Origin of the sequence: Corynebacterium halotolerans (genome assembly GCF_050107895.1) — a bacterium.
GTDB classification, from domain to species: domain Bacteria; phylum Actinomycetota; class Actinomycetes; order Mycobacteriales; family Mycobacteriaceae; genus Corynebacterium; species Corynebacterium halotolerans_B.
Window position 1 is genome coordinate 355,181 of sequence record NZ_JBNILW010000001.1, and the last position, 18,706, is coordinate 373,886.

Genomic DNA, 18,706 nt, shown 5'->3' on the forward strand with positions numbered 1-18,706 from the left:
TGTTCAGTGGTTGGATGGCAGTGGGGGACTGCGCGTGCTCATCCGGTACGTGCGCAGGGGAGCTTCAGCTTCGGGTGGGCTTCTTCTATAGCTGTCAAACCGCGGGTCGCAACCGCCGTTTAGGTAGCTTTGTCTCCTTCTGAAAACCTTTGTTTGTCAGTCTGCGTCCGTGACTACCGTTGAGATGGAGACTCTTCGGGACCGGTAGCACCTGATGCAGTGGCGGAGTGTTTCCCCGATCCCCGAAAATACGGTCTGGCAGGCGGAGAAGAGGCTGCGAGTTGTACCTATGGCAGCGCCTGGGATTGTTCACTGCGGACTTCGATGGTGGAGCCAGGTGGTAGTGCCTCGAGCATCCGGATCTTCGCCAGCACAGGGTTCTGCTCCAGCACCTTAGCGCTTGCCAGGCGGGCCCGGGTGGTCTTGACCTCATTGCGGGCGCGTTCCAGATCGGTTTCGGATCTCACCTTGGTCACCAACGCCTCCTGGAGGGCAGCGGAATACTCCGCAGGCAGACTAACGTCCTTGAGCAGGGCTGTGGACACCTCCACTCCGACGGCCGCGGCAGCCGTCTGCGCTGCCGCCAGTACGGGGCCGAGGTCGATGCGGGCGCCGATGAAGTTCTCCAGCGGGAGCCCTGCGACAAGTTCGCGCAGCGCGATCTGGGCGGCCAGGTAGATTTCCTCGTCCGGGCCCTGCGAATCAGAGACGAAGGAGACCGGGTCAACGGTGTGTGCCGACAGTGTCAGCGTGATGGTCACGGTCATGGCATCGGCAGTGGGAATCTGCTGCGGGTGCATCTGGATCAGGCGTCGGCGCAGATCGACCTGCAGAAAGCGGTCGCCCGGCCGGGAGAACTCGCGGGCGCGCAGGGGGGTGAGCTCGCCATCGCGCTGGCGCAGTACGGCGTGCCCGGGCCGCGGGGCAGGAGAGCGTAAGGCTGCCTGCTGCCACCCTGCGCCGTGGGACAACGGCGTGTACATGGTCCAGCCGGAGTCGGCGGAACGCGGGCGGAAGATACCCATGTGATCACCCAGAAAAGTTGCGGGGGTTGCCGCCGGCCGGGGCCGACAGTAGCGGGGCATCGGTGCGTCCCCTGTACCGACGGGCACAGGATCGGGCCGGGCCACTGGCTACCGCCGGAGAAGTTCCGGGCGACGGCAACCCATCTTTAGGAGGGAGGGGATTTGAACCCCGTTGGTCTTGTTCAGACCGTGCCGTAGCGGTCCGCATCAGTTCAATCGGGAACACCCACGGCAAGACCGGAAGCACCCAGCAACCACGATGCGGTGCTCAGGCTAGCGTAACGCACTTCGCCGGACTGCGTTGTTCGTCCAGGATTTCGGTCATCTGCCCACGGGTTAAAACTCCGATTTCAGTCTGGGGTCTATCTACTGTCTTCCCGTGGCAGCTTTTACTGGGCCCTGAAATTTCCGCTGCAGGTTTTCCCAACTTTGGAATGGAATAGAACATCGCCCGATCAACCGGACACCCCTGCCGCCCGAAGTAATGTCCGGGCGGCAGGGGTAGGCGTCCGAGCAGAACCGTCAGTCGACCTGTCCGGCCGCGTCCTGCGCCAGGTAGAGCACGGTCTCCCGGGCACCGCGTGCCCCGGCGGCGGGCCAGTCCACGGCCTCGGCGCCGCGCACCACATGTCCGGCGGCCTCGGCCTTCTCAGCGCCGGACACCAGCAGCCACACCTGGTCGGCGGCGTTCACGGCCGGAAGGGTCAGGGTGACCCGTTCCGCCGGCGGTTTCGGGGAATCGGTCACCGCCACCACGAGCTTCCCGGTCTCCCGGACGGCCGCGGTGTGGGGGAATAGTGAGTTGATGTGTCCCTCGCCGCCCATACCCAGCAGGTGCAGATCGAAGCCCTGGGGGGCATGCTGCTGGACCGTCTCCTCGTAGGTTGCGGCTGCAGTTGCCATCTCGGCGGTACCCAGGCCGTAACCGTGGATATTCCCCGCCGGGATGTCCACGTGATCGAGCAGCGCCGCCCTGGCCTGCCCCTCATTGGACTCCGGATCGGTGACCGGCACATTGCGTTCATCACCGAAGAACACGTGCACCCGGTTCCAGTCCACCCGCAGGGTGGGGAAGGTTTCGGATTGGGCGGTGGCCGCGGCGTCGAGACGCGCCAGCTCCTTGAGCAGGCCTGTGCCGGCCCCGCCGCCGGTGAGCACGACGCGGGCCAGGCCGTCGCCGTGCTTTCCGCCGCCGGCCTGCACCTGGTGGATCACCTCCACGAAGTCTCGGGCGGCGTTGGCGATCAGTTCATCTAGGTCAGCAACCGGCTTGACGGTAACCATTGGGTGGGTCCTTTCGGTGGGAGAGCGGAGTCAGCGGCGGGTCAACTGACCCAGTCCACGGAGCGCGTGGGCATAGGCGATATCGGGGTCAAGGTGGCGTAGTTCCTCGGCCAGGCATTCCGCGATGCTGCGACGTGACAGGGCCACCAGGGAATCGGGGAGACCGGGCACACTGACGCGGATGGTCCGGGAATCGACGACCGAGATCTCGACGGTGCCGTCCTGCTGTTCGAGTTCGAGGCTGCTGATCATGAACATCCCCTGTTCGAGCTCGTGGGTGGAACCACCGGTGCTCCGGACGATCTCCACCCCCAGCCGATCAGCCAGCCAACCTGCGGCGATGTCCACGCTGGGATGGTCGATCGGCCCGTGGACGCGGGCAGCGGTGATCTGCTTCCCCGGACACTGCTCCAGGGAGGAGGCCACGATGCCGCGCCACTGGGTGATACGCGACCACATCAGGTCAGAGTCCCCGGGGGTGTAGTTCTCCCGCCGTGCGGAGAGCACGAACGAGCGGGTGTCATAGAGGGCATCGGTGATCCGGCGCTGGGAGAGTCTGCCGATGGGGTGCTCGGAGGGATCGGCCGGCGCGGCGTAGGGCCACCACGCGACGATCGGGGTATCAGGCAGCAGCAGGGGGGTGACCACGGACTCCAGGTGCTGGGACAGCTCACCGCTGATGCGCATGAGCACCATTTCCGCGGCGCCGGCTTCACCGGCTACCCGGATCTGGGCATCGAGTAGGGCCGGTCCCTCCTTCGGGCCGGCGAGCATCACCAGGACACGGGCCGGGTGCTCGTGGGCGGCACCTTCGGTGGCTGCGATGATGGCGTCGACGTCGTCATCCTGGGAGGCGACGACGATCAGGGTGAGTACCCGCCCGGTGGCCTGGGAGAAGGCCTCCTTGCTCTCCAGCAGCGCCGCCGAGATCTTCCGGGTGGTGGTGTCGGGCAGATCGATGATCATGAGGGCCTTTCAGAATCTAGCTAGCGGAATATCAGGGGCAAAGATGCTGCCCTAGGGGCGGCGCCAGGTTCGGCCGGCACGGTTGAGCATCTGGTCAGCGGAATCCGGCCCCCAGGTGCCCGCGGCATATTCGTCGGGAAGACCGTGCTCCTCCCAGTAGTCCAGGATGGGGTCCAGGATCTCCCAGCTCAATTCCACCTCTTCATTGGTGGGGAACAGGCTCGACTCATCCAGCAGGGCGTCCAGGATCAGACGTTCATAAGCCTCCGGCGATTCCTCCGTGAAGGCCTCGGAGTAGGAGAAGTCCATGTTGACGTCGCGGACCTCCATGGTGGAGCCGGGCACCTTCGATCCGAAGCGCATCAGCACCCCCTCATCCGGTTGCACCCGGATGACCACGGCATTGTTGCCCAGCGCCGAGGTCATTCGCTCGCCGAAGGGTTGGTGCGGGGCCTCCTTGAACACCAACGCGATCTCGGTGACCCGGCGACCGAGCCGTTTACCGGTGCGCAGGTAGAACGGGACACCGGCCCACCGTCGGGAACTGATCTCCAGGGTGCAGGCGGCAAAGGTCTCCGTGGTCGACTTCGGGTCGAAGCCCTCCTCCTCACGCAGGCCCTTGACGAAGGTGGAGCCCTGCCAGCCGGCGGTGTACTGGCCTCGGGCGGTCGTCTTGGACAGCGGGTACACCGGACGGGTGGCGCGCAACACCTTGATCTTCTCGGTCTGCAGCTCCGTGGGGGAGAAGGCGATGGGTTCTTCCATCGCAACCAGAGCCAGCAACTGAATCAGGTGGTTCTGGATGACGTCCCGGGCCGCCCCGATTCCGTCGTAGTAGCCGGCCCGGCCCCCCAGGCCGATGTCCTCAGCCATGGTGATCTGCACGTGGTCGACATAGTGGGCGTTCCACAGCGGATCGAAGATCTGGTTGGCGAAGCGCAACGCCATGATGTTCTGCACCGTTTCCTTGCCCAGGTAGTGGTCGATGCGGAACACCGCCTCCTCGGGAAACACGGAGTTGACGATCTCATTGAGCCGACGGGCCGACTTCTGGTCATTGCCGAAGGGTTTTTCGATGATGACACGACGCCAGGATCCCCCCGCAGCCTCCGCCATTCCGGAGCGCTCCAGCTGGTGGCAGACATCGGAGAAGTAGTCCGGCGGCACCGACAGATAGTAGGCCCAGTTGCCGCCGGTACCGCGTTCCCGGTCCATCTCCGAGAGAGTGGCGGCGAGGTTGTCGAAGGCAGCGTCATCGTCGAAGTTGCCCGTGACGAAGTGCATGCCCTCCGCCAGTCGTTCCCAGACGTTCTCCCGGAACTTGGTGCGGGCCCCGAGCTGAACGGCCTCGAGGACGTAATTCTCGAACTCCGCCTTCGACCACTCCCGGCGGCCGTAGCCGATGAGGGTGAACCCAGCGGGCAGCAGACCCCGGTTGGCCAGATCGTAGATGGCCGGCAGCAGCTTACGGCGCGCGAGGTCGCCGGTGACGCCGAAGATCACCATGCCGGAAGGACCGGCGATCCGGGGGAGTCGCTTGTCGTGGGGGTCGCGCAGGGGGTTGACCCATGCGGCGTCGGAAGAACCGGTATCGGAGTGCAGTTCAGACAATGCGGTGTCCTTTTGAAAAATCCGTCGGGAACGAAAGGGGAAAACGGTACGGCACCTCCCCGGCGGGGCCGGGGAGGTGGACAACAGGGGGGGGCGCGGGTCTAGGACAGCCGGGACCGCATGGACTCCAGGAGTTCCTCCCAGGAGGCCACGAACTTGTCGACGCCCTCGCGCTCCAGCGCAATGAACACATCCTCCAGGTCCACCCCGACCTCGCTGAGGTCGCGCAGCACCTGTTCGGACTCGTCGCCGGTCCCGGTCAGGGTGTCGCCGTGTAGGTTGCCCTCGGCGAGCACAGCGTCGATGGTCTTCTCCGGCATGGTGTTCACCGTGTTCGGGCCGGCCAACTCGGAGACGTAGAGCGTGGCGGGGTAGTCGGGGTTCTTCACTCCCGTCGACGCCCACAGCGGACGCTGGAGGTTGGCGCCCTCCGGCAGATCCGCGTTCTCGAAGAGCTGCTGGAAGACCGAGTAGGCGCGGCGGGCGTTGGCCACTCCGGCCTTGCCGCGGAGGGCCAGAGCCTCATCCGTGCCGATGGCTTCCAGTCGCTTGTCCACCTCAGTGTCCATGCGGGAGACGAAGAAGGAGGCCACGGAATGGATCCGGGAGACGTCGTGGCCGGCCTCGGCGGCGCGGTTGATGCCGTCGATGTAGGTGCCGATGACCTCGCGGTAGCGGGAAACGGAGAAGATCAGCGTGACGTTGACGTTGATTCCCTCCGCCAGTGCATCCGCGATCGCCGGCAGGGATTCGCCGGTGGCCGGGATCTTGATCATCACGTTGGGACGGTCGACCTTGGCCCAGAGGGAGCGGGCCTGCTCCAGGGTGGCCTCCCGGTCCGCCGAGATCCGCGGGTCGACCTCGATGGAGACCCTGCCGTCCAGGCCGCCGGTGCGCTCGTGCACGTCGGCCAGGATGTCGCAGGCGTCGCGGACGTCGTCGATGGACATCGCGTAGACGGCCTCGTCCACCGCCGCACCGGCTTCCTTGAGCTCGGCGATCTGGTCATCATAAGCGGTGCCCTGGCTCATCGCGGCCGCGAAAATCGAGGGGTTGGTGGTGACCCCGACGATGGACTTGGATTCGAGGATCTCCTTGAGGTTGCCGCTGGTGATGCGGACACGGGAGAGGTCATCCAACCAGGTTGAGGTGCCGAGCTTGAAGAGTTCGTCAATGTGGGTCATGGTGATCGTTCCTTTCGGCGGGTGCGGGCACCCGCCCGGTGCTGAAGCTCAGGATGGCGGGCGGGTTCGAGGCGTTCTTAGGCGTTCAGGGAATCGTGGGCGGCGGCCACCACAGCCTCGGCGGTGATGCCGAACTCCTGGTAGAGCCGCTCGTAGTTGGCGGAGGCGCCGAAGTGCTCCAGGGAAACCGCGCGACCACGGTTACCGAGCCAGCGGTGCCAGGACATGGCCAGGCCGGCTTCCACGGAGACGCGGGCGGTGACAGCAGTCGGCAGGACCGACTCGATGTAGTCCTGGTCCTGCTCCGCGAACCAGTCCATGCACGGCACGGAGACGACGCGGGCCGCGACACCCTCACTCTCGAGCTGTTTGGCGGCCTCGACCGCCAGCTGGACCTCGGAGCCGGAGCCCATCAGGATGACGTCCGGCGTCTGCTTGGAACCTTCGACCAGGACGTAGGCGCCTCGGCGGACACCTTCGTCGGCCAGTTCCCGCGTGCCCTCAAGCACCGGGACGTTCTGGCGGGTCAGGGCCAGGCCCTTCGGGCCCGCCTTGTAGAGCAGCGCGTGCTTCCAGGCCGCGGAGGTCTCGTTGGCGTCGGCCGGGCGCAGCATGGACATCCCCGGGATGGCGCGCAGGGTGGACAGCTGCTCCACCGGCTGGTGGGTCGGGCCGTCCTCGCCGAGGCCGATGGAGTCGTGGGTCCAGACGTAGTAGGCGTCGGTGCCCTGGAGGGCGGCGAGACGCACGGCCGGACGCATGTAGTCCGAGAAGATCAGGAAGGTGCCGGCGTAGGGCCGGGTGCCGCCGTGGAGCGCGATGCCGTTCATGATCGCGCCCATCGCGTGCTCGCGAACACCGAAATGCAGGTTCCGGCCGTAAGGGGTGGCCGTGAACATGTCCGTGGTGATCTCCTTCGGGCCGAAGGAGGGGGAATCCTTGATGATGGTGTTGTTGGAGCCGGCGAGGTCGGCGGAGCCGCCCCACAGCTCCGGCAGGGTGGCACCGAGCGCCTGGAGCACGGCCTGGGAGGCCTTGCGGGTGGCCACCCCCTTGGCGTCCGGCTCCCAGGTCGGCAGCTCTGCGGCGAAGTCGGCCGGCAGCTCGCGGGTGATCAGCCGGTCGTGCAGCTGCTTGGCCTCGGGGTTGGCCTTCGCCCACTCGTCATAGTGCCGCTGCCACTCCGCGTGCTTGGTGGCGCCGCGTTCGGCGAGCTGGCGGGTATGCGCCAGCACCTCGGGCTCGACCGCGAAGTGGGCCTCCGGATCAAAGTCCAGCTCGCGCTTGGTGGCGGCCACCTCCTCCTCGCCCAGCGCGGCGCCATGGGCGGCACCGGTGTTCATGGCGTTGGGGGCGGGGTAGGCGATGACGGTGCGCACCCGGACGAAGGTGGGGCGGGTGGGATCGGCCTTCGCGTCCGTGACTGCCTGCTCGATCGCCGCGACGTCCTCGCCGCCGTTGACCTCGATGACCTGCCAACCGTAGGCGCGGTAACGGGCGGAGACGTCCTCGGTGAAGGCGATCTGGGTGTCATCCTCGATGGAGATCCGGTTATCGTCCCAGAAGACGATCAGGTTACCCAGCTGCTGCGTACCGGCGAGGGAGGAGGCTTCAGCGGTCACGCCCTCCTGGAGGTCGCCGTCGGAGGCGATGACGTAGATGTAGTGGTCGAAGGGTGACTCCCCCGGAGCGGCGTCCGGATCCAGCAGGCCGCGCTCCCGACGGGCGGCCATCGCCATGCCCACAGAGGAAGCCAGGCCCTGGCCCAGCGGACCGGTGGTGATCTCCACGCCGTTGGTGTGACCGTACTCCGGGTGTCCCGGAGTCAGGGAACCCCAGGTGCGCAGGGCCTTGAGGTCCTCGAGCTCCAAACCGAAGCCACCGAGGTAGAGCTGAATGTACTGGGTCAGCGAGGTGTGGCCGGCAGACAGGACGAAACGGTCCCGCCCGGCCCAGTTCGTCGCGGCCGGGTCGTGGTTCATCACGCGCTGGTAGAGGGTGTAGGCCAGCGGTGCCAGACTCATCGCGGTGCCCGGGTGCCCCGACCCACACTTTTGCACCGCGTCGGCGGCGAGCACCCGGACAGTGTCCACGGCACGGGTGTCGGTGTCAGTCCAGTCAGCCGGGTAGTTGCGGACGGTCAGAGCCTTCAGGTCGGGCGACAGGGTCACGATCGTGATACCTCACTTCAGTTGGGGGATACGGTTGACTCACGACGCCCGCCCTACCCCGGCCGTTGCCGCGCCACGGCGGTGGCGGCGATCTGTTCCGGAGGTGGGGGACTGCCCGCGAATCTGCGTCGTCTCCCACCATAGTTCCTTTTGGGCCGGGCTTGTGGCATCGATCCCTGCCTATCGGAACGTGTGCGAACCACCACGCGCCCTCCGGTGATTCTCCCTGTGACAGGATTGTGGATTGGGCAGGTAGAGCAGCTAGCATAGGGCAGCTACCTTTCACAGCCCCGTCAACGCCGGTGCCGCCGGGTAGAGGGTTTCCGGGAGCGGGAACTTTCCGGGGGAGCCGTCCGACTACTGGGGCAGGCGCGCTCCGGCCCGTGGCCGGATAGGACGCGCGAACCTGAACCACCCGGCCCGGCAGTCGGCCCGGGGGTGGCATGACGAAGAAACACCGGAAAGCTGGAGGAACTCACCCTTGGACACCATCAAGGCCTATATTGCGCTGACGAAACCAAGGGTGATTGAGCTACTTCTGGTGGCCACCATCCCCGCCATGCTGCAGGCCGAGCGGGGAGCCAACAACATCCTGCTGATCCTGTTGACGGTCATCGGCGGCTGGATGGGCGCAGCGGCGGCGAACACCTTCAACATGGTCGCCGATTCCGATATCGACCAGAAGATGGGGCGCACGCGGGCCCGACCGCTGGTCCGGCACACCGTGTCCAACCGGGACGCCACCATCTTCGCGTGGGCGCTGACCGTCGCCAGCTTCCTGTGGCTGTGGTTGCTGTGCGGCTCGCTCACCGCTGCGGTGTTCGTGATGATCACGATCCTCTTCTACATCTTCGTCTACACGAAGTTCCTGAAGCGGCGAACCCACATGAACATCGTCTGGGGCGGTGCCGCAGGTTGCATGCCCGTGTTGGTCGGCTGGGCCGTGATCACCGATAATCTGCCGGAGGGCGTGCCCTCCCAGTGGTGGCAGGCCATCGTGATGTTCCTGATCGTGTTCTTCTGGACCCCGCCCCACACCTGGGCTCTGGCCATGAAGTACAAGGAGGACTACAAGGCCGCCGGCGTGCCCATGCTCCCGGTTGTCCGCGAACCGGTCGAAGTGACCCGGCAGATCGTCTACTATACCTGGGCCACCGTCCTGATCTCCCTGCTTCTGCTGCCCGCCACCTCGTGGATCTACCTGGCAGGTTCAGTCATCGGCGGCATCTGGTTCCTGGTCAGCGCGACCAAGCTGCACCTCGGGGTGAAGAACGGCGCTGAGGTCAAGCCCCTCAAGCTGTTCATTCTGTCGAACAACTACCTGGCGCTGGTGTTCGTCGCACTGTCCGTGGACGCCATCTTCGGGTGGGACACCCTCGGCATGATGCTGGGCTGGGACACCACGTTCTTCTGACCTGCCCAGCTATTCAGATACAGGGCCCCTCGCCGGAGAATTTCCGGTGAGGGGCCCTGTTCGTATTGGCCGGGGACGGGGAGCGGGTCAGTGGTAGGTGAAGAACTGTCCGATGTAGACGTCGCCGCCGGAGGCACCCCACGTGGCGACGGCCGCACGCTTCGCGTTACTGACACGGGTTGGATGCTGGGTCATGTACCAGTGGCAGGTCGAGGAGGCGTGTTCCGCCTTGACCCGGGAGACGATCCCTTCTCCGTCGGCGAAGTAGACCGCGCGGGAGACGCCCTGGCCATTGAGGGCGAGATCGCCCTCATAGCCGCGCTGGGCGAGATCGAGCGCACGGTCGTACGGAGTGCCCGCGTGGACCACGGTATAGCCCTGGTTGACGAGAAAACGCCCGACACAGCCGTCGAGCCCACGGGCGTTGTCGGGGGCAGGCGACCCGACGACCGAGGACAGTGTGCGGAGTTCGGGAACCACCGGGCGGAGGGTGTCGATGAGGAATTCAAGTTCCTGGCTGCCGTGGACCACTGTCGGTGGGGAGACCTGGGCGGCAGCGGAGGGCCCCGTTGTTGCAGACACAAGGACGGCACTGGCCCCCAGGACGGCCGCTAAGGTTCTTCTCATTGATTTCACACGTCGTACCATATGCGGCACTTCACAACCGCACCATCCGTCACAGGACACCACCCCTGAAGGTGGGCGCCCGCGCGATCGTAACTCCGGGCAGACTGCGCGGTTTTAGCTGACCTGCAGCACGACCGAGCCGGTGGTCTTACGTTCCTGGAGATCCCGATGGGCCTGCGCGGCTTCCGCCAACGGATAGACCCCGCCGATCCGGAACTTGAGGGTGCCTTCGACGATGCCCTGGGTGACCGCCTGAGCCCGCATGGCGAACTCGCCCTCGCCGGCGGTGTAGGCACCCGTGGAGGGGCGGGTGAGGAAGATCGAACCGTGAGTGTTCAGGAGCTGCGGATCGAGGGGCTCCACGGGTCCGGACGCGGCACCGAAGAGACAGACGATGCCGCGGGGACGGACCACCTCCAGGGACTCGCTGAAGGTGGCCTGTCCCACCCCGTCGTAAACCACGTCCACGCCGACGCCGCCGTTGTGGCGGCGGACCTGCTCTGCCAGCTCATCGGAGTAGTAGAACACCGCACTGGCGCCGGCCTCCCGTGCCAATTCGGCCTTCTCCTCGGTGGAGACGACAGAATAGACCCGGGCGCCCTTGGCCGCCGCCATCTGTGTGGCCAGCAGTCCGACACCGCCGGCTCCGGCGGTGATGAGACAGGATTCTCCCTCCTGCAGGTCGTGCACCCCATAGATCAGATAATGGGCGGTGATTCCCTGGAGGAGCATGGTCCCGGCGGTGTGCGGATCAATGCCCTCCGGCACGGCCACGAGCCGGTCACGGGGAACACACACCTGCTCGGCATAGGAGCCGAAGGCGTCCATCCAGGCCACCAGTGTTCCCTCGGCGATTTCTCCCCGGGGGTCATGCAGCACCCGGCCGGTACCCTCCTGACCGGGAGTGAACGGCGTCGCCGCGTGGTAGATGCCCTCTCGGTAGTAGGTGTCGATGTAGTTGACCCCGGCCACGTCCACGGCGACGAGCACCTGGTCATCGGAGGGGGACGGGGCCTCTACATCGTCGCGGAACTGGAGGGTTTCCGGTCCGCCGGTCTGGGAGATCTGAATCGCCTTCATGTCTGCCAGGCTAGTGAAGTTTCTTCGCCGACGGTCTGAGTTGCGCCAAATCGGGTGGGTGAAGGTTTCCGCCCCGGGGACCGGTTCACGACGGGAATCGGTACGGGGAAGGCGGCAACGCGACACCCCCACCTCAGGGAGAATGAGGTGGGGGTGTCAGAGAGACTCAGGGTGAGTACCGGCGTCTCGTCCTGCCTGCGAACTATGCGGAGGCACCCGCCCGTTGGGCCACGAACTTGTCGCCGGCCGGGGACCCGGTGGCGGTGTTTTCGGTGCCGCCGGTACGCACCCGGCCGTGGGCGTAGAGCCAGGCGGAGAAGGCGACCACCACGGAGGACATGGCAATGTGCAGCGGCACACTCCAGCGCGGGACACCCAGGTTGTACTGCGCGATGCCGATAGCGGCCTGAATCAGGATCATGGCGATCAGCGCCCAACCGGTCTGCTTCGCAGGCCGGGGCGCCTTCTTCCAGTAGAGCAGGGCCACGATGATGACGGTGAACGCGAGGTACACGTACATGTTGTAACCGTGGACGTGGGCCATCCAGTCAATGTCGACCTGGAGACGTCCCTCCATCCCCACAGTCTCATCGCCGGAATGGGGCCCGGCTCCGGTGACCATTGTGCCGGTGATGAGGACGACGGCCAGGCAAATCGCGGAAATCACCGTCATCACCCGGATGAGGGCGGGGAAGGTGCGCGTCGGGGTGCCGTCATCGGGCTCGGCGGTACGGGTGTAGAGCATCGCGGCCACCCACACCAGCACCATAGACGGCAGGAAGTGGATGGCCACCCACCACCAGTGCAGGTCCATGTGGACGGAAATACCGCCGAGCACCGCCTGCAGGACCACTCCCAGACCGGAAATCACCGAATAGACGATGAGCTCCGCGCGGCGGCGGGCCTTGAGCAGCAGCACGAACACGAAGATGGCGGCTGCTGCGACCACGAAGGCGAGCAGCCGGTTACCGAATTCGATGGCCTGGTGCAGCCAGGGTGCGGCACCGGCCTGCGGTACCAGGGAGCCCTCGTGGCACATCGGCCAGGTGTCACAGCCGAGGCCCGAGCCGGTCACCCGGACGATGGAGCCGGTGACGGTGATGCCGCCCTGCGTCAACAGGAGCAGAAAGGCGGCGATCCGTTGCAGCCGGAGACTGGGGATCCAGGGTGTCTTCTTCGGTGAACCATCGGCGGAAGCTGGGGACATCGTAGTACTCACGAGGCCTAGTCTAGCCCCGCTGCCAGCCCGGATGATAATTCCGGCGGGAGAATCCCGGTGGGGCGAAACACCCTGTGATCTAGGACGCGAAGCGGAACCATTTGACTGCCGCAACCGACGCAATGACCAGCCACACCACCAGGATCAGCAACTGCACCCAGGGCAGTGTCCCCTCGAAGGCCAGGGTGAGCCCCGAGGCGAGCGCCACAGAGGGAATCAGGTTGGCGAAGCCGGCGTCGGCGAGGCCCTGGGACACCAGGACCCACCCCACCAGCCCGGACAGCACCACCCAGATCAGGTTGGCCAGGGCGAGCACCACCTCAGAGCTCAGCGTCCCTCCCATCAACAGACCGAGGGAGGAAAACGCCGCCACCCCGATGGCCAGGGTGATGACGGCGGCGAGCGTGCCGAGGGCGTCCGGACGCCACCCGAGAATGAGTGCGGTGGCGCCCAGGACCACGACCTGGATCAGCACCATGGTGATCACCGCAATCGCCTTGCCGACGATGATGGTCCCGGCGGAGACCCCGCTGGCACCGGTGCGTTTGAGGGCGCCGTAGCGGCGGTCGAAGGCCAGCGCGATCGCCTGACCGGTGAAGCCCGAGCTCATCGCGGCGATGGCGAAGATCACCGGCACCGCCTCCCGGAGCGGCTCAGGACCGTCCAGGATGGGCACCTTGGCCAAGACGATGAGCATCGCGAACGGGATGATGAGACTGAGCAGCTGCTGCTCACCGTGGCGCAGGAAGAGCTTGGACTCGATCCGGCCTTGGGCGGACACCATCTTCCAGGTCCCGGCACGCCGGGGAGACGGAGTGAAGGTCCCCTCCGGGAAAGTGGTGTCAGGTGATGTGGTCACGTCTGCTTCAGCTCCTCAGGTTCTTTCCGGTCAACTCGAGAAAGACCTGCTCGAGATTGCGGTGATCGGCATCCAGCCGACGGATCAGGACATTCTGCTCCGCCACGGCCGCAGCCAGTGTGGACAACAGTTCGGGGGTCGCTTCCGCCGGCAGGTTGTAGTGCAACGGGCGGGAGGCGGAGAGTGGCGGGGCAGAGTAACCGCGCCGCTGGAGGGCGGCGTCGATGAGCCCGGTGTCCAGTGCGGCATCAGTCACCAGACTGATCGACTGGACTCCGGCGGCCGTGCCGGCGGTGAGTTCGGCGGGTGTTCCCTCCGCCACGCACCGGCCGTGGTCGATGATCATGATGCGGTCTGCCAGCGCCTCCGCTTCATCCATGAGGTGGGTGGTCAGGATGACCGTGACACCGTCCCGGCACAAGGTGGCGATCAGGTCCCAGACCAGCAACCGGGACTGGGCGTCCATGCCGGCGGTGGGCTCATCCAGGAAAACCAGTTCGGGTCGGCCGATGAGCGCCAGGGCCAGAGACAGGCGCTGCTGCTGACCACCGGAGAGACGGCGGTACGTGGTGCGGCGTTGTCCCTTCAGGCCGACGACTTCCAGCAGCCACTCCGGATCGTGGGGATGAGCGTTATAGGAAGCCGCCAGTTGCAGCATTTCACCGACGCGGATACCGGAGTAGGAGCCACCGCCCTGGAGCATGATGCCGATACGGCTGCGGACCGCGTCCGGGTTGCGGGTGGGGTCCAGGCCCAGCACCCGGATCTGCCCGCCGCTCGGGGACTGAAACCCCTCACACATTTCGATCGTCGTGGTCTTGCCTGCCCCGTTGGGGCCGAGGAGGGCGAACACCTCGCCGCGCCGGACCTGAAGATCGAGCCCGGCAACGGCGGCCTTCTGACCGAAGTACTTGGTCACGCCACGCAGCTCGAGCGCGGGGGTAACCGCGGGGTCATCCGTAAGTTGGCGCACGGGCTCGCCCTGAACATCCGATTGAGCAGTCACGGATCCTCAGTCTAGGTCAAGCAACCCCCGATGCCTCAATAACCACCAACCGAGGGAGACGATGATGACGAAACTCACCGCCGCGCCGACATAAATAACCAGAACGGTATCGGCCGGCAACGCCAGCCCCCGAGGCAGGACGAAGAAGCTGAAGGCGGCGGAGTAGACGACCACGCACACGCGGAAGAACAACCGGTTGGCCCAGGCTGCCAGCGGCAGGATGGCCCACAGCATGTACCAGGGGTGAACCACCGGGAAGAGGATGACCAGAATGAAGGTGGAGACGCCGAGACCGCCCACCGGGTGGATGGTGCCACGGAAGGTGGCGAAGAGCATGCGCACAATGAACACGACCGCCACCAGGATGCCGGCCGCACGCGTGATCGTCAGGATCGCCTCGGTGTGGTCTCCCAGGCCGAGCAGCATGCCGAGCCAGCCGGCGATCACCCCGGAATCCGTGGTCACCGACATCCAGCTGCGGATCGACGCCGCCCCTCCCTGACCGCTCACCCATCCCAGGCCGATGCCGCTGATCAGGGTCACCACCGCGATCGTCGCCACCAGCAACACCAGCTGGACGACCACCGCCAGCGCGATGGAGAGCACCTGCCCGCGACCGAGTTCCCGTAGTCGGCGGGCCAGGGCCATGCCGACGAAACCGAGGGCCAGAAAGCCGGTGACCTTGACCATGCCCGCGCAACTGATCAACGCGCCCGAGGCGACGAGGTAGGCGACCGCACTTCGCGAGCGCGCCGTCCCGAGTCGATGGACACCGCGCAGCCCGAGCTCCAGCCCGGCCAGCGCGAATCCCAGCAGAACGGATTCATTGTGGATGCCGCCGATCAGATGGAGAACCGTCAGCGGATTCAGAATGCCCAGCCACACCGCGGCCGGGGCACTGACCCGGCACCGACGGGCGAGCTTGACCACGGCCCAACCGGCGACCGCCACCCCGGCCAGGGACAGCAGCCGGTGCGCGAGGACCCCCAGCACGATTGAGTCATTGGTCAATGCACTGATGAGGGCGGCGAAGCCCAGGGCGACCGGCCCGTAGGGGGAGGGGGAATGCGACCAGATGAAGGGGACGGAACGAGCGAGATGGTTCTCCGTCCCGAGCAGTTCGACGGGACCCGCCGAATACGGGTCCATCCCCTGTAGCACGATGGAACCGTTGGCCAGATAGGAGTAGATGTCCTGGGTGAACAGCGGAGCGGTGAAGATGATCGGCAGTACCCAGCAGGCGAAGGTGCGCCGCAACTGGGGAAGGGATGCCCGACCACGGATCTGCTCGCGGTGCCGGATCGCCGCTCCGGTATAAGGCGCCATCAGCACCCAGGCGAGCACCAGCAGCCCGACGCCGACCATCACCACCATGGAGGAGGTCTGCAGCATCCGGAACATCGGGGAGCCACCGGGGAAATGCTGGTACGGGTTGTCCACGACCGGAAGAGCCCCGGCCCCCAGCGCCCCCAGCGCCAGCATCAGCGAGCCGATCGTGCCGATGATCCGGAGCAGGGTGAACCGGCGCAGTTCCCGGTCGTTTAATCCCCGGTCGTTCCGGGGGCGGAGCACGGTTCCGGGATCTTCAACTGGCCCGGGACCTTCTTCCGGGGGCACCGGGGCTGTCGTGGCTTGGGTGGTGGCCGTCGCTGTCTCCGCGTCCGAGGTGTCCCGGCTGTGGAGCTCAGCTGAACGGGATCCGGCGGAACCGAGCCGGGGGAGATCCCGGGTCAACGACTGCAGGACCTTCCGCATCAGCTTCGAGTGGGGTAGCACAATGCCACATCCTACGGCTCGCGGAACACCGTAGCGGCCACCACCGCCCCGGGGAGCGTCACCCGGGTGCCATCCGCTCCGCCCTGCCACCGAATCACGGATGAAAGGTGGGCCGAGCCAGGGTGATTTCCCGCCTTGCACCCCACGTTTGTGACTTCCCTCTCAGCATTCTCCAGGGCGTCATCTCTCCGCAGGTAGGTGCGGGCGCACCTGAAAAGCCCGAGGTTGGACAGGGGGAATGAATTAGGGAACACTAGTGTTGTCAAATGATGAGGGCCGAATCATCGAGGTCCCGGAACCGATTGCCTCAGGAGGTGAGGGCCATGAGTGAAACCGGACACCGCACGGCGACCGAGACGAGGTCGACCGACGGTGACACCAGACGGGAGATCATGCTGACCCTGCTGAAGCACGGTCCCGTGACCGCCTCGAAGATCGGTGATCATCTCGGCATCTCAGCCGCAGGTGTCCGCAGGCACCTGGACATTCTGGTGGACGAAGGGCTCGCGGAGGCGAAGGCACACCGCCGCCGCCCGAGCTCCGGAGCGGCGCCTTCCCGAGGGAGGCCCGCAAAGGAGTTCCGTCTCACCGACTCCGGCCGTGGTCAGTTCGGTCACGGTTATGACAATCTCGCGAATCTCGCGCTCGCCGCACTCCGCGATACCGGTGGAGATGAAGCGGTGCGGGAATTCGCGAAGCGACGGATCGCTGACATCGTGCGCGGGATCAGCCCCGCAGATGTCAGTGATAAATCCGTGGAGGCCACAGCCCGGGCCCTTGCGGAAGCTTTCGGTGACCACGGCTACGCCGCCACCGTCACTCACGCCGCAGGTGGGGTTCAGATCTGCCAGCACCACTGTCCGATCTCGAACGTCGCCTCCGAGTTCCCGGAGATCTGTGAGGCGGAGCACGAGGCCATCTCGGATCTCGTGGGAGTCCACGTCCAACAGTTGGCTTCGATCGCTGAGGGACACGGCATCTGCACCACAAATATCCCATTGACCCCCATTAATCATTCTCCTGACGAGAGGAGCGGATCATGACCCAGACACAGAATCCTGGTGTGAACACTCCGACGACCGATGACGAGATCATTGAGTCGATCGGCCCCTACAACTTCGGTTGGCACGACTCCGACGAGGCCGGAGCCTCGGCCCGCCGCGGTCTGAGCGAGGAAGTCGTCCGCGACATCTCCCAGCTCAAGAACGAGCCGGAGTGGATGCTCCAGCAGCGTCTGAAGGCACTCGACATCTTCAACAAGAAGCCGGTGCCGACCTGGGGCGCAGACCTTTCGGGCATTGACTTCGACAACATCAAGTACTTCGTCCGCTCCACCGAGGAGCAGGCCACCTCCTGGGAGGATCTGCCCGAGGACATCAAGAACACCTATGACAAGCTCGGCATCCCGGAGGCTGAGAAGCAGCGCCTGGTCGCCGGTGTCGCCGCGCAGTACGAGTCCGAGGTGGTCTACCACCAGATCCGGGAGGACCTGGAGGAAAAGGGTGTCATCTTCGTCGACACCGACACCGCCCTCAAGGAGCACGAGGAGCTGTTCAAGGAGTACTTCGGCACGGTCATCCCGGCCGGTGACAACAAGTTCTCCGCACTGAACACCGCCACCTGGTCCGGTGGTTCCTTCATCTACGTCCCGCCGGGAGTCCACGTGGACATCCCGCTCCAGGCCTACTTCCGCATCAACACGGAGAACATGGGCCAGTTCGAGCGCACCCTCATCATCGTGGACGAGGACGCCTACGTCCACTACGTCGAGGGCTGTACCGCACCGATCTACAAATCCGACTCCCTGCACTCCGCGGTCGTGGAGATCATCGTGAAGAAGGGCGGCCGCTGCCGCTACACCACGATCCAGAACTGGTCGAACAACGTCTACAACCTGGTGACCAAGCGCACCAAGGTCGAAGAGGGCGCGACCATGGAGTGGGTCGACGGCAACATCGGCTCCAAGGTCACCATGAAGTACCCGGCCGTGTGGATGACCGGTCCGCACTCCAAGGGCGAGGTGCTCTCCGTCGCCTTCGCCGGCGAGGGCCAGTTCCAGGACACCGGTGCCAAGATGACCCACATGGCGCCCTACACCTCCTCGAACGTCGTCTCCAAGTCCGTGGCCCGCGGCGGCGGACGCACCGCCTACCGTGGTCTGGTCCAGGTCAACCAGAACGCCCACCACTCAACCGCCCAGGTGGAGTGTGACGCGCTGCTGGTCGACAACATCTCCCGGTCGGACACCTACCCCTACAACGACATCCGCAACGACCACGTCGTGCTCGGCCATGAGGCGACCGTCTCGCAGGTCTCTGAGGAGCAGCTGTTCTACCTCATGAGCCGCGGTATCGAGGAAGACGAGGCCATGGCCATGATCGTCCGTGGCTTCGTCGAGCCCATCGCCAAGGAGCTGCCGATGGAGTACGCGCTCGAGCTCAACCGCCTGATCGAACTGCAGATGGAAGGATCCGTGGGTTAAGG

15 protein-coding genes are annotated in these 18,706 nt (G+C 65.6%); 3 read left to right on the forward strand and 12 right to left on the reverse strand.

The features are described from left to right. Positions 1-287 precede the first annotated feature (287 nt). From ACQCVD_RS01635 to tkt, 6 genes are all read right to left on the reverse strand, one after another. Entirely contained in the window at positions 288-1,025 is a 738-nt protein-coding gene (locus ACQCVD_RS01635) for a slipin family protein (RefSeq protein WP_426821941.1), read from the reverse strand. 522 nt (positions 1,026-1,547) lie between these two features. After that, on the reverse strand, positions 1,548-2,309 hold the full coding sequence (gene pgl / locus ACQCVD_RS01640) for a 6-phosphogluconolactonase (protein WP_426821942.1): 762 nt from the start codon (positions 2,307-2,309) through the stop codon (positions 1,548-1,550). A gap of 30 nt (positions 2,310-2,339) precedes the next feature. Beyond that, on the reverse strand, positions 2,340-3,275 hold the full coding sequence (locus ACQCVD_RS01645) for a glucose-6-phosphate dehydrogenase assembly protein OpcA (protein ID WP_426821943.1): 936 nt from the start codon (positions 3,273-3,275) through the stop codon (positions 2,340-2,342). A gap of 51 nt (positions 3,276-3,326) precedes the next feature. Beyond that, on the reverse strand, positions 3,327-4,886 hold the full coding sequence (zwf, locus tag ACQCVD_RS01650; protein ID WP_426821944.1) for a glucose-6-phosphate dehydrogenase: 1,560 nt from the start codon (positions 4,884-4,886) through the stop codon (positions 3,327-3,329). Between the two features lie 101 nt (positions 4,887-4,987). After that, positions 4,988-6,070 carry a transaldolase gene (gene tal / locus ACQCVD_RS01655; protein ID WP_426821945.1) on the reverse strand — a complete coding sequence of 361 codons (1,083 nt, stop codon included), beginning with the start codon at positions 6,068-6,070 and terminating at the stop codon, positions 4,988-4,990. Positions 6,071-6,147: 77 nt separating this feature from the next. Beyond that, positions 6,148-8,241, reverse strand: coding sequence for a transketolase (tkt, locus tag ACQCVD_RS01660; protein ID WP_426821946.1), 2,094 nt, complete (start codon positions 8,239-8,241; stop codon positions 6,148-6,150). A gap of 406 nt (positions 8,242-8,647) precedes the next feature. Between tkt and ACQCVD_RS01665 the strand changes: the two genes are divergently transcribed. Beyond that, positions 8,648-9,655: a heme o synthase gene (locus ACQCVD_RS01665; protein WP_426822080.1), complete on the forward strand. Its 1,008-nt coding sequence runs from the start codon at positions 8,648-8,650 to the stop codon at positions 9,653-9,655. A gap of 87 nt (positions 9,656-9,742) precedes the next feature. Here ACQCVD_RS01665 and ACQCVD_RS01670 read toward each other — a convergent pair whose 3' ends face one another. The 6 genes from ACQCVD_RS01670 to mptB form a co-directional block, all read right to left on the reverse strand. Next, entirely contained in the window at positions 9,743-10,237 is a 495-nt protein-coding gene (locus ACQCVD_RS01670; RefSeq protein ID WP_426821947.1) for a hypothetical protein, read from the reverse strand. 159 nt (positions 10,238-10,396) lie between these two features. Continuing rightward, on the reverse strand, positions 10,397-11,362 hold the full coding sequence (locus ACQCVD_RS01675) for a quinone oxidoreductase family protein (RefSeq protein WP_426821948.1): 966 nt from the start codon (positions 11,360-11,362) through the stop codon (positions 10,397-10,399). Positions 11,363-11,564: 202 nt separating this feature from the next. Further along, entirely contained in the window at positions 11,565-12,569 is a 1,005-nt protein-coding gene (locus ACQCVD_RS01680) for a COX15/CtaA family protein (protein ID WP_426822081.1), read from the reverse strand. Between the two features lie 91 nt (positions 12,570-12,660). Continuing rightward, positions 12,661-13,365, reverse strand: coding sequence for an ABC transporter permease (locus ACQCVD_RS01685; RefSeq protein WP_426822082.1), 705 nt, complete (start codon positions 13,363-13,365; stop codon positions 12,661-12,663). A gap of 82 nt (positions 13,366-13,447) precedes the next feature. After that, entirely contained in the window at positions 13,448-14,413 is a 966-nt protein-coding gene (locus ACQCVD_RS01690; RefSeq protein WP_426822083.1) for an ABC transporter ATP-binding protein, read from the reverse strand. Positions 14,414-14,452: 39 nt separating this feature from the next. Beyond that, a complete protein-coding gene (gene mptB / locus ACQCVD_RS01695) occupies positions 14,453-16,201 on the reverse strand; it encodes a polyprenol phosphomannose-dependent alpha 1,6 mannosyltransferase MptB (RefSeq protein ID WP_426821949.1) in 1,749 nt (582 codons plus the stop codon). A gap of 344 nt (positions 16,202-16,545) precedes the next feature. Between mptB and ACQCVD_RS01700 the strand changes: the two genes are divergently transcribed. Beyond that, positions 16,546-17,265, forward strand: coding sequence for a helix-turn-helix transcriptional regulator (locus tag ACQCVD_RS01700; protein ID WP_426821950.1), 720 nt, complete (start codon positions 16,546-16,548; stop codon positions 17,263-17,265). After that, a complete protein-coding gene (gene sufB, locus ACQCVD_RS01705) occupies positions 17,262-18,704 on the forward strand; it encodes a Fe-S cluster assembly protein SufB (protein WP_426821951.1) in 1,443 nt (480 codons plus the stop codon). Before ACQCVD_RS01700 ends, sufB begins: the two co-directional genes overlap by 4 nt. The last annotated feature ends 2 nt before the right edge of the window (positions 18,705-18,706 follow it).

Excerpts from the sequence above, each read along its gene's own strand:
- sufB (WP_426821951.1), top strand. The coding sequence starts at position 17,262 with ATGACCCAGACACAGAATCCTGGTGTGAACACTCCGACGACCGATGAC.
- ACQCVD_RS01635 (WP_426821941.1), bottom strand. The coding sequence starts at position 1,025 with ATGGGTATCTTCCGCCCGCGTTCCGCCGACTCCGGCTGGACCATGTAC.
- ACQCVD_RS01680 (WP_426822081.1), bottom strand. The coding sequence starts at position 12,569 with ATGTCCCCAGCTTCCGCCGATGGTTCACCGAAGAAGACACCCTGGATC.
- ACQCVD_RS01685 (WP_426822082.1), bottom strand. The coding sequence starts at position 13,365 with ATGGTGTCCGCCCAAGGCCGGATCGAGTCCAAGCTCTTCCTGCGCCAC.
- tal (WP_426821945.1), bottom strand. The coding sequence starts at position 6,070 with ATGACCCACATTGACGAACTCTTCAAGCTCGGCACCTCAACCTGGTTG.
- pgl (WP_426821942.1), bottom strand. The coding sequence starts at position 2,309 with ATGGTTACCGTCAAGCCGGTTGCTGACCTAGATGAACTGATCGCCAAC.
- ACQCVD_RS01645 (WP_426821943.1), bottom strand. The coding sequence starts at position 3,275 with ATGATCATCGATCTGCCCGACACCACCACCCGGAAGATCTCGGCGGCG.
- ACQCVD_RS01675 (WP_426821948.1), bottom strand. The coding sequence starts at position 11,362 with ATGAAGGCGATTCAGATCTCCCAGACCGGCGGACCGGAAACCCTCCAG.
- mptB (WP_426821949.1), bottom strand. The coding sequence starts at position 16,201 with ATGCGGAAGGTCCTGCAGTCGTTGACCCGGGATCTCCCCCGGCTCGGT.
- ACQCVD_RS01700 (WP_426821950.1), top strand. The coding sequence starts at position 16,546 with ATGAGTGAAACCGGACACCGCACGGCGACCGAGACGAGGTCGACCGAC.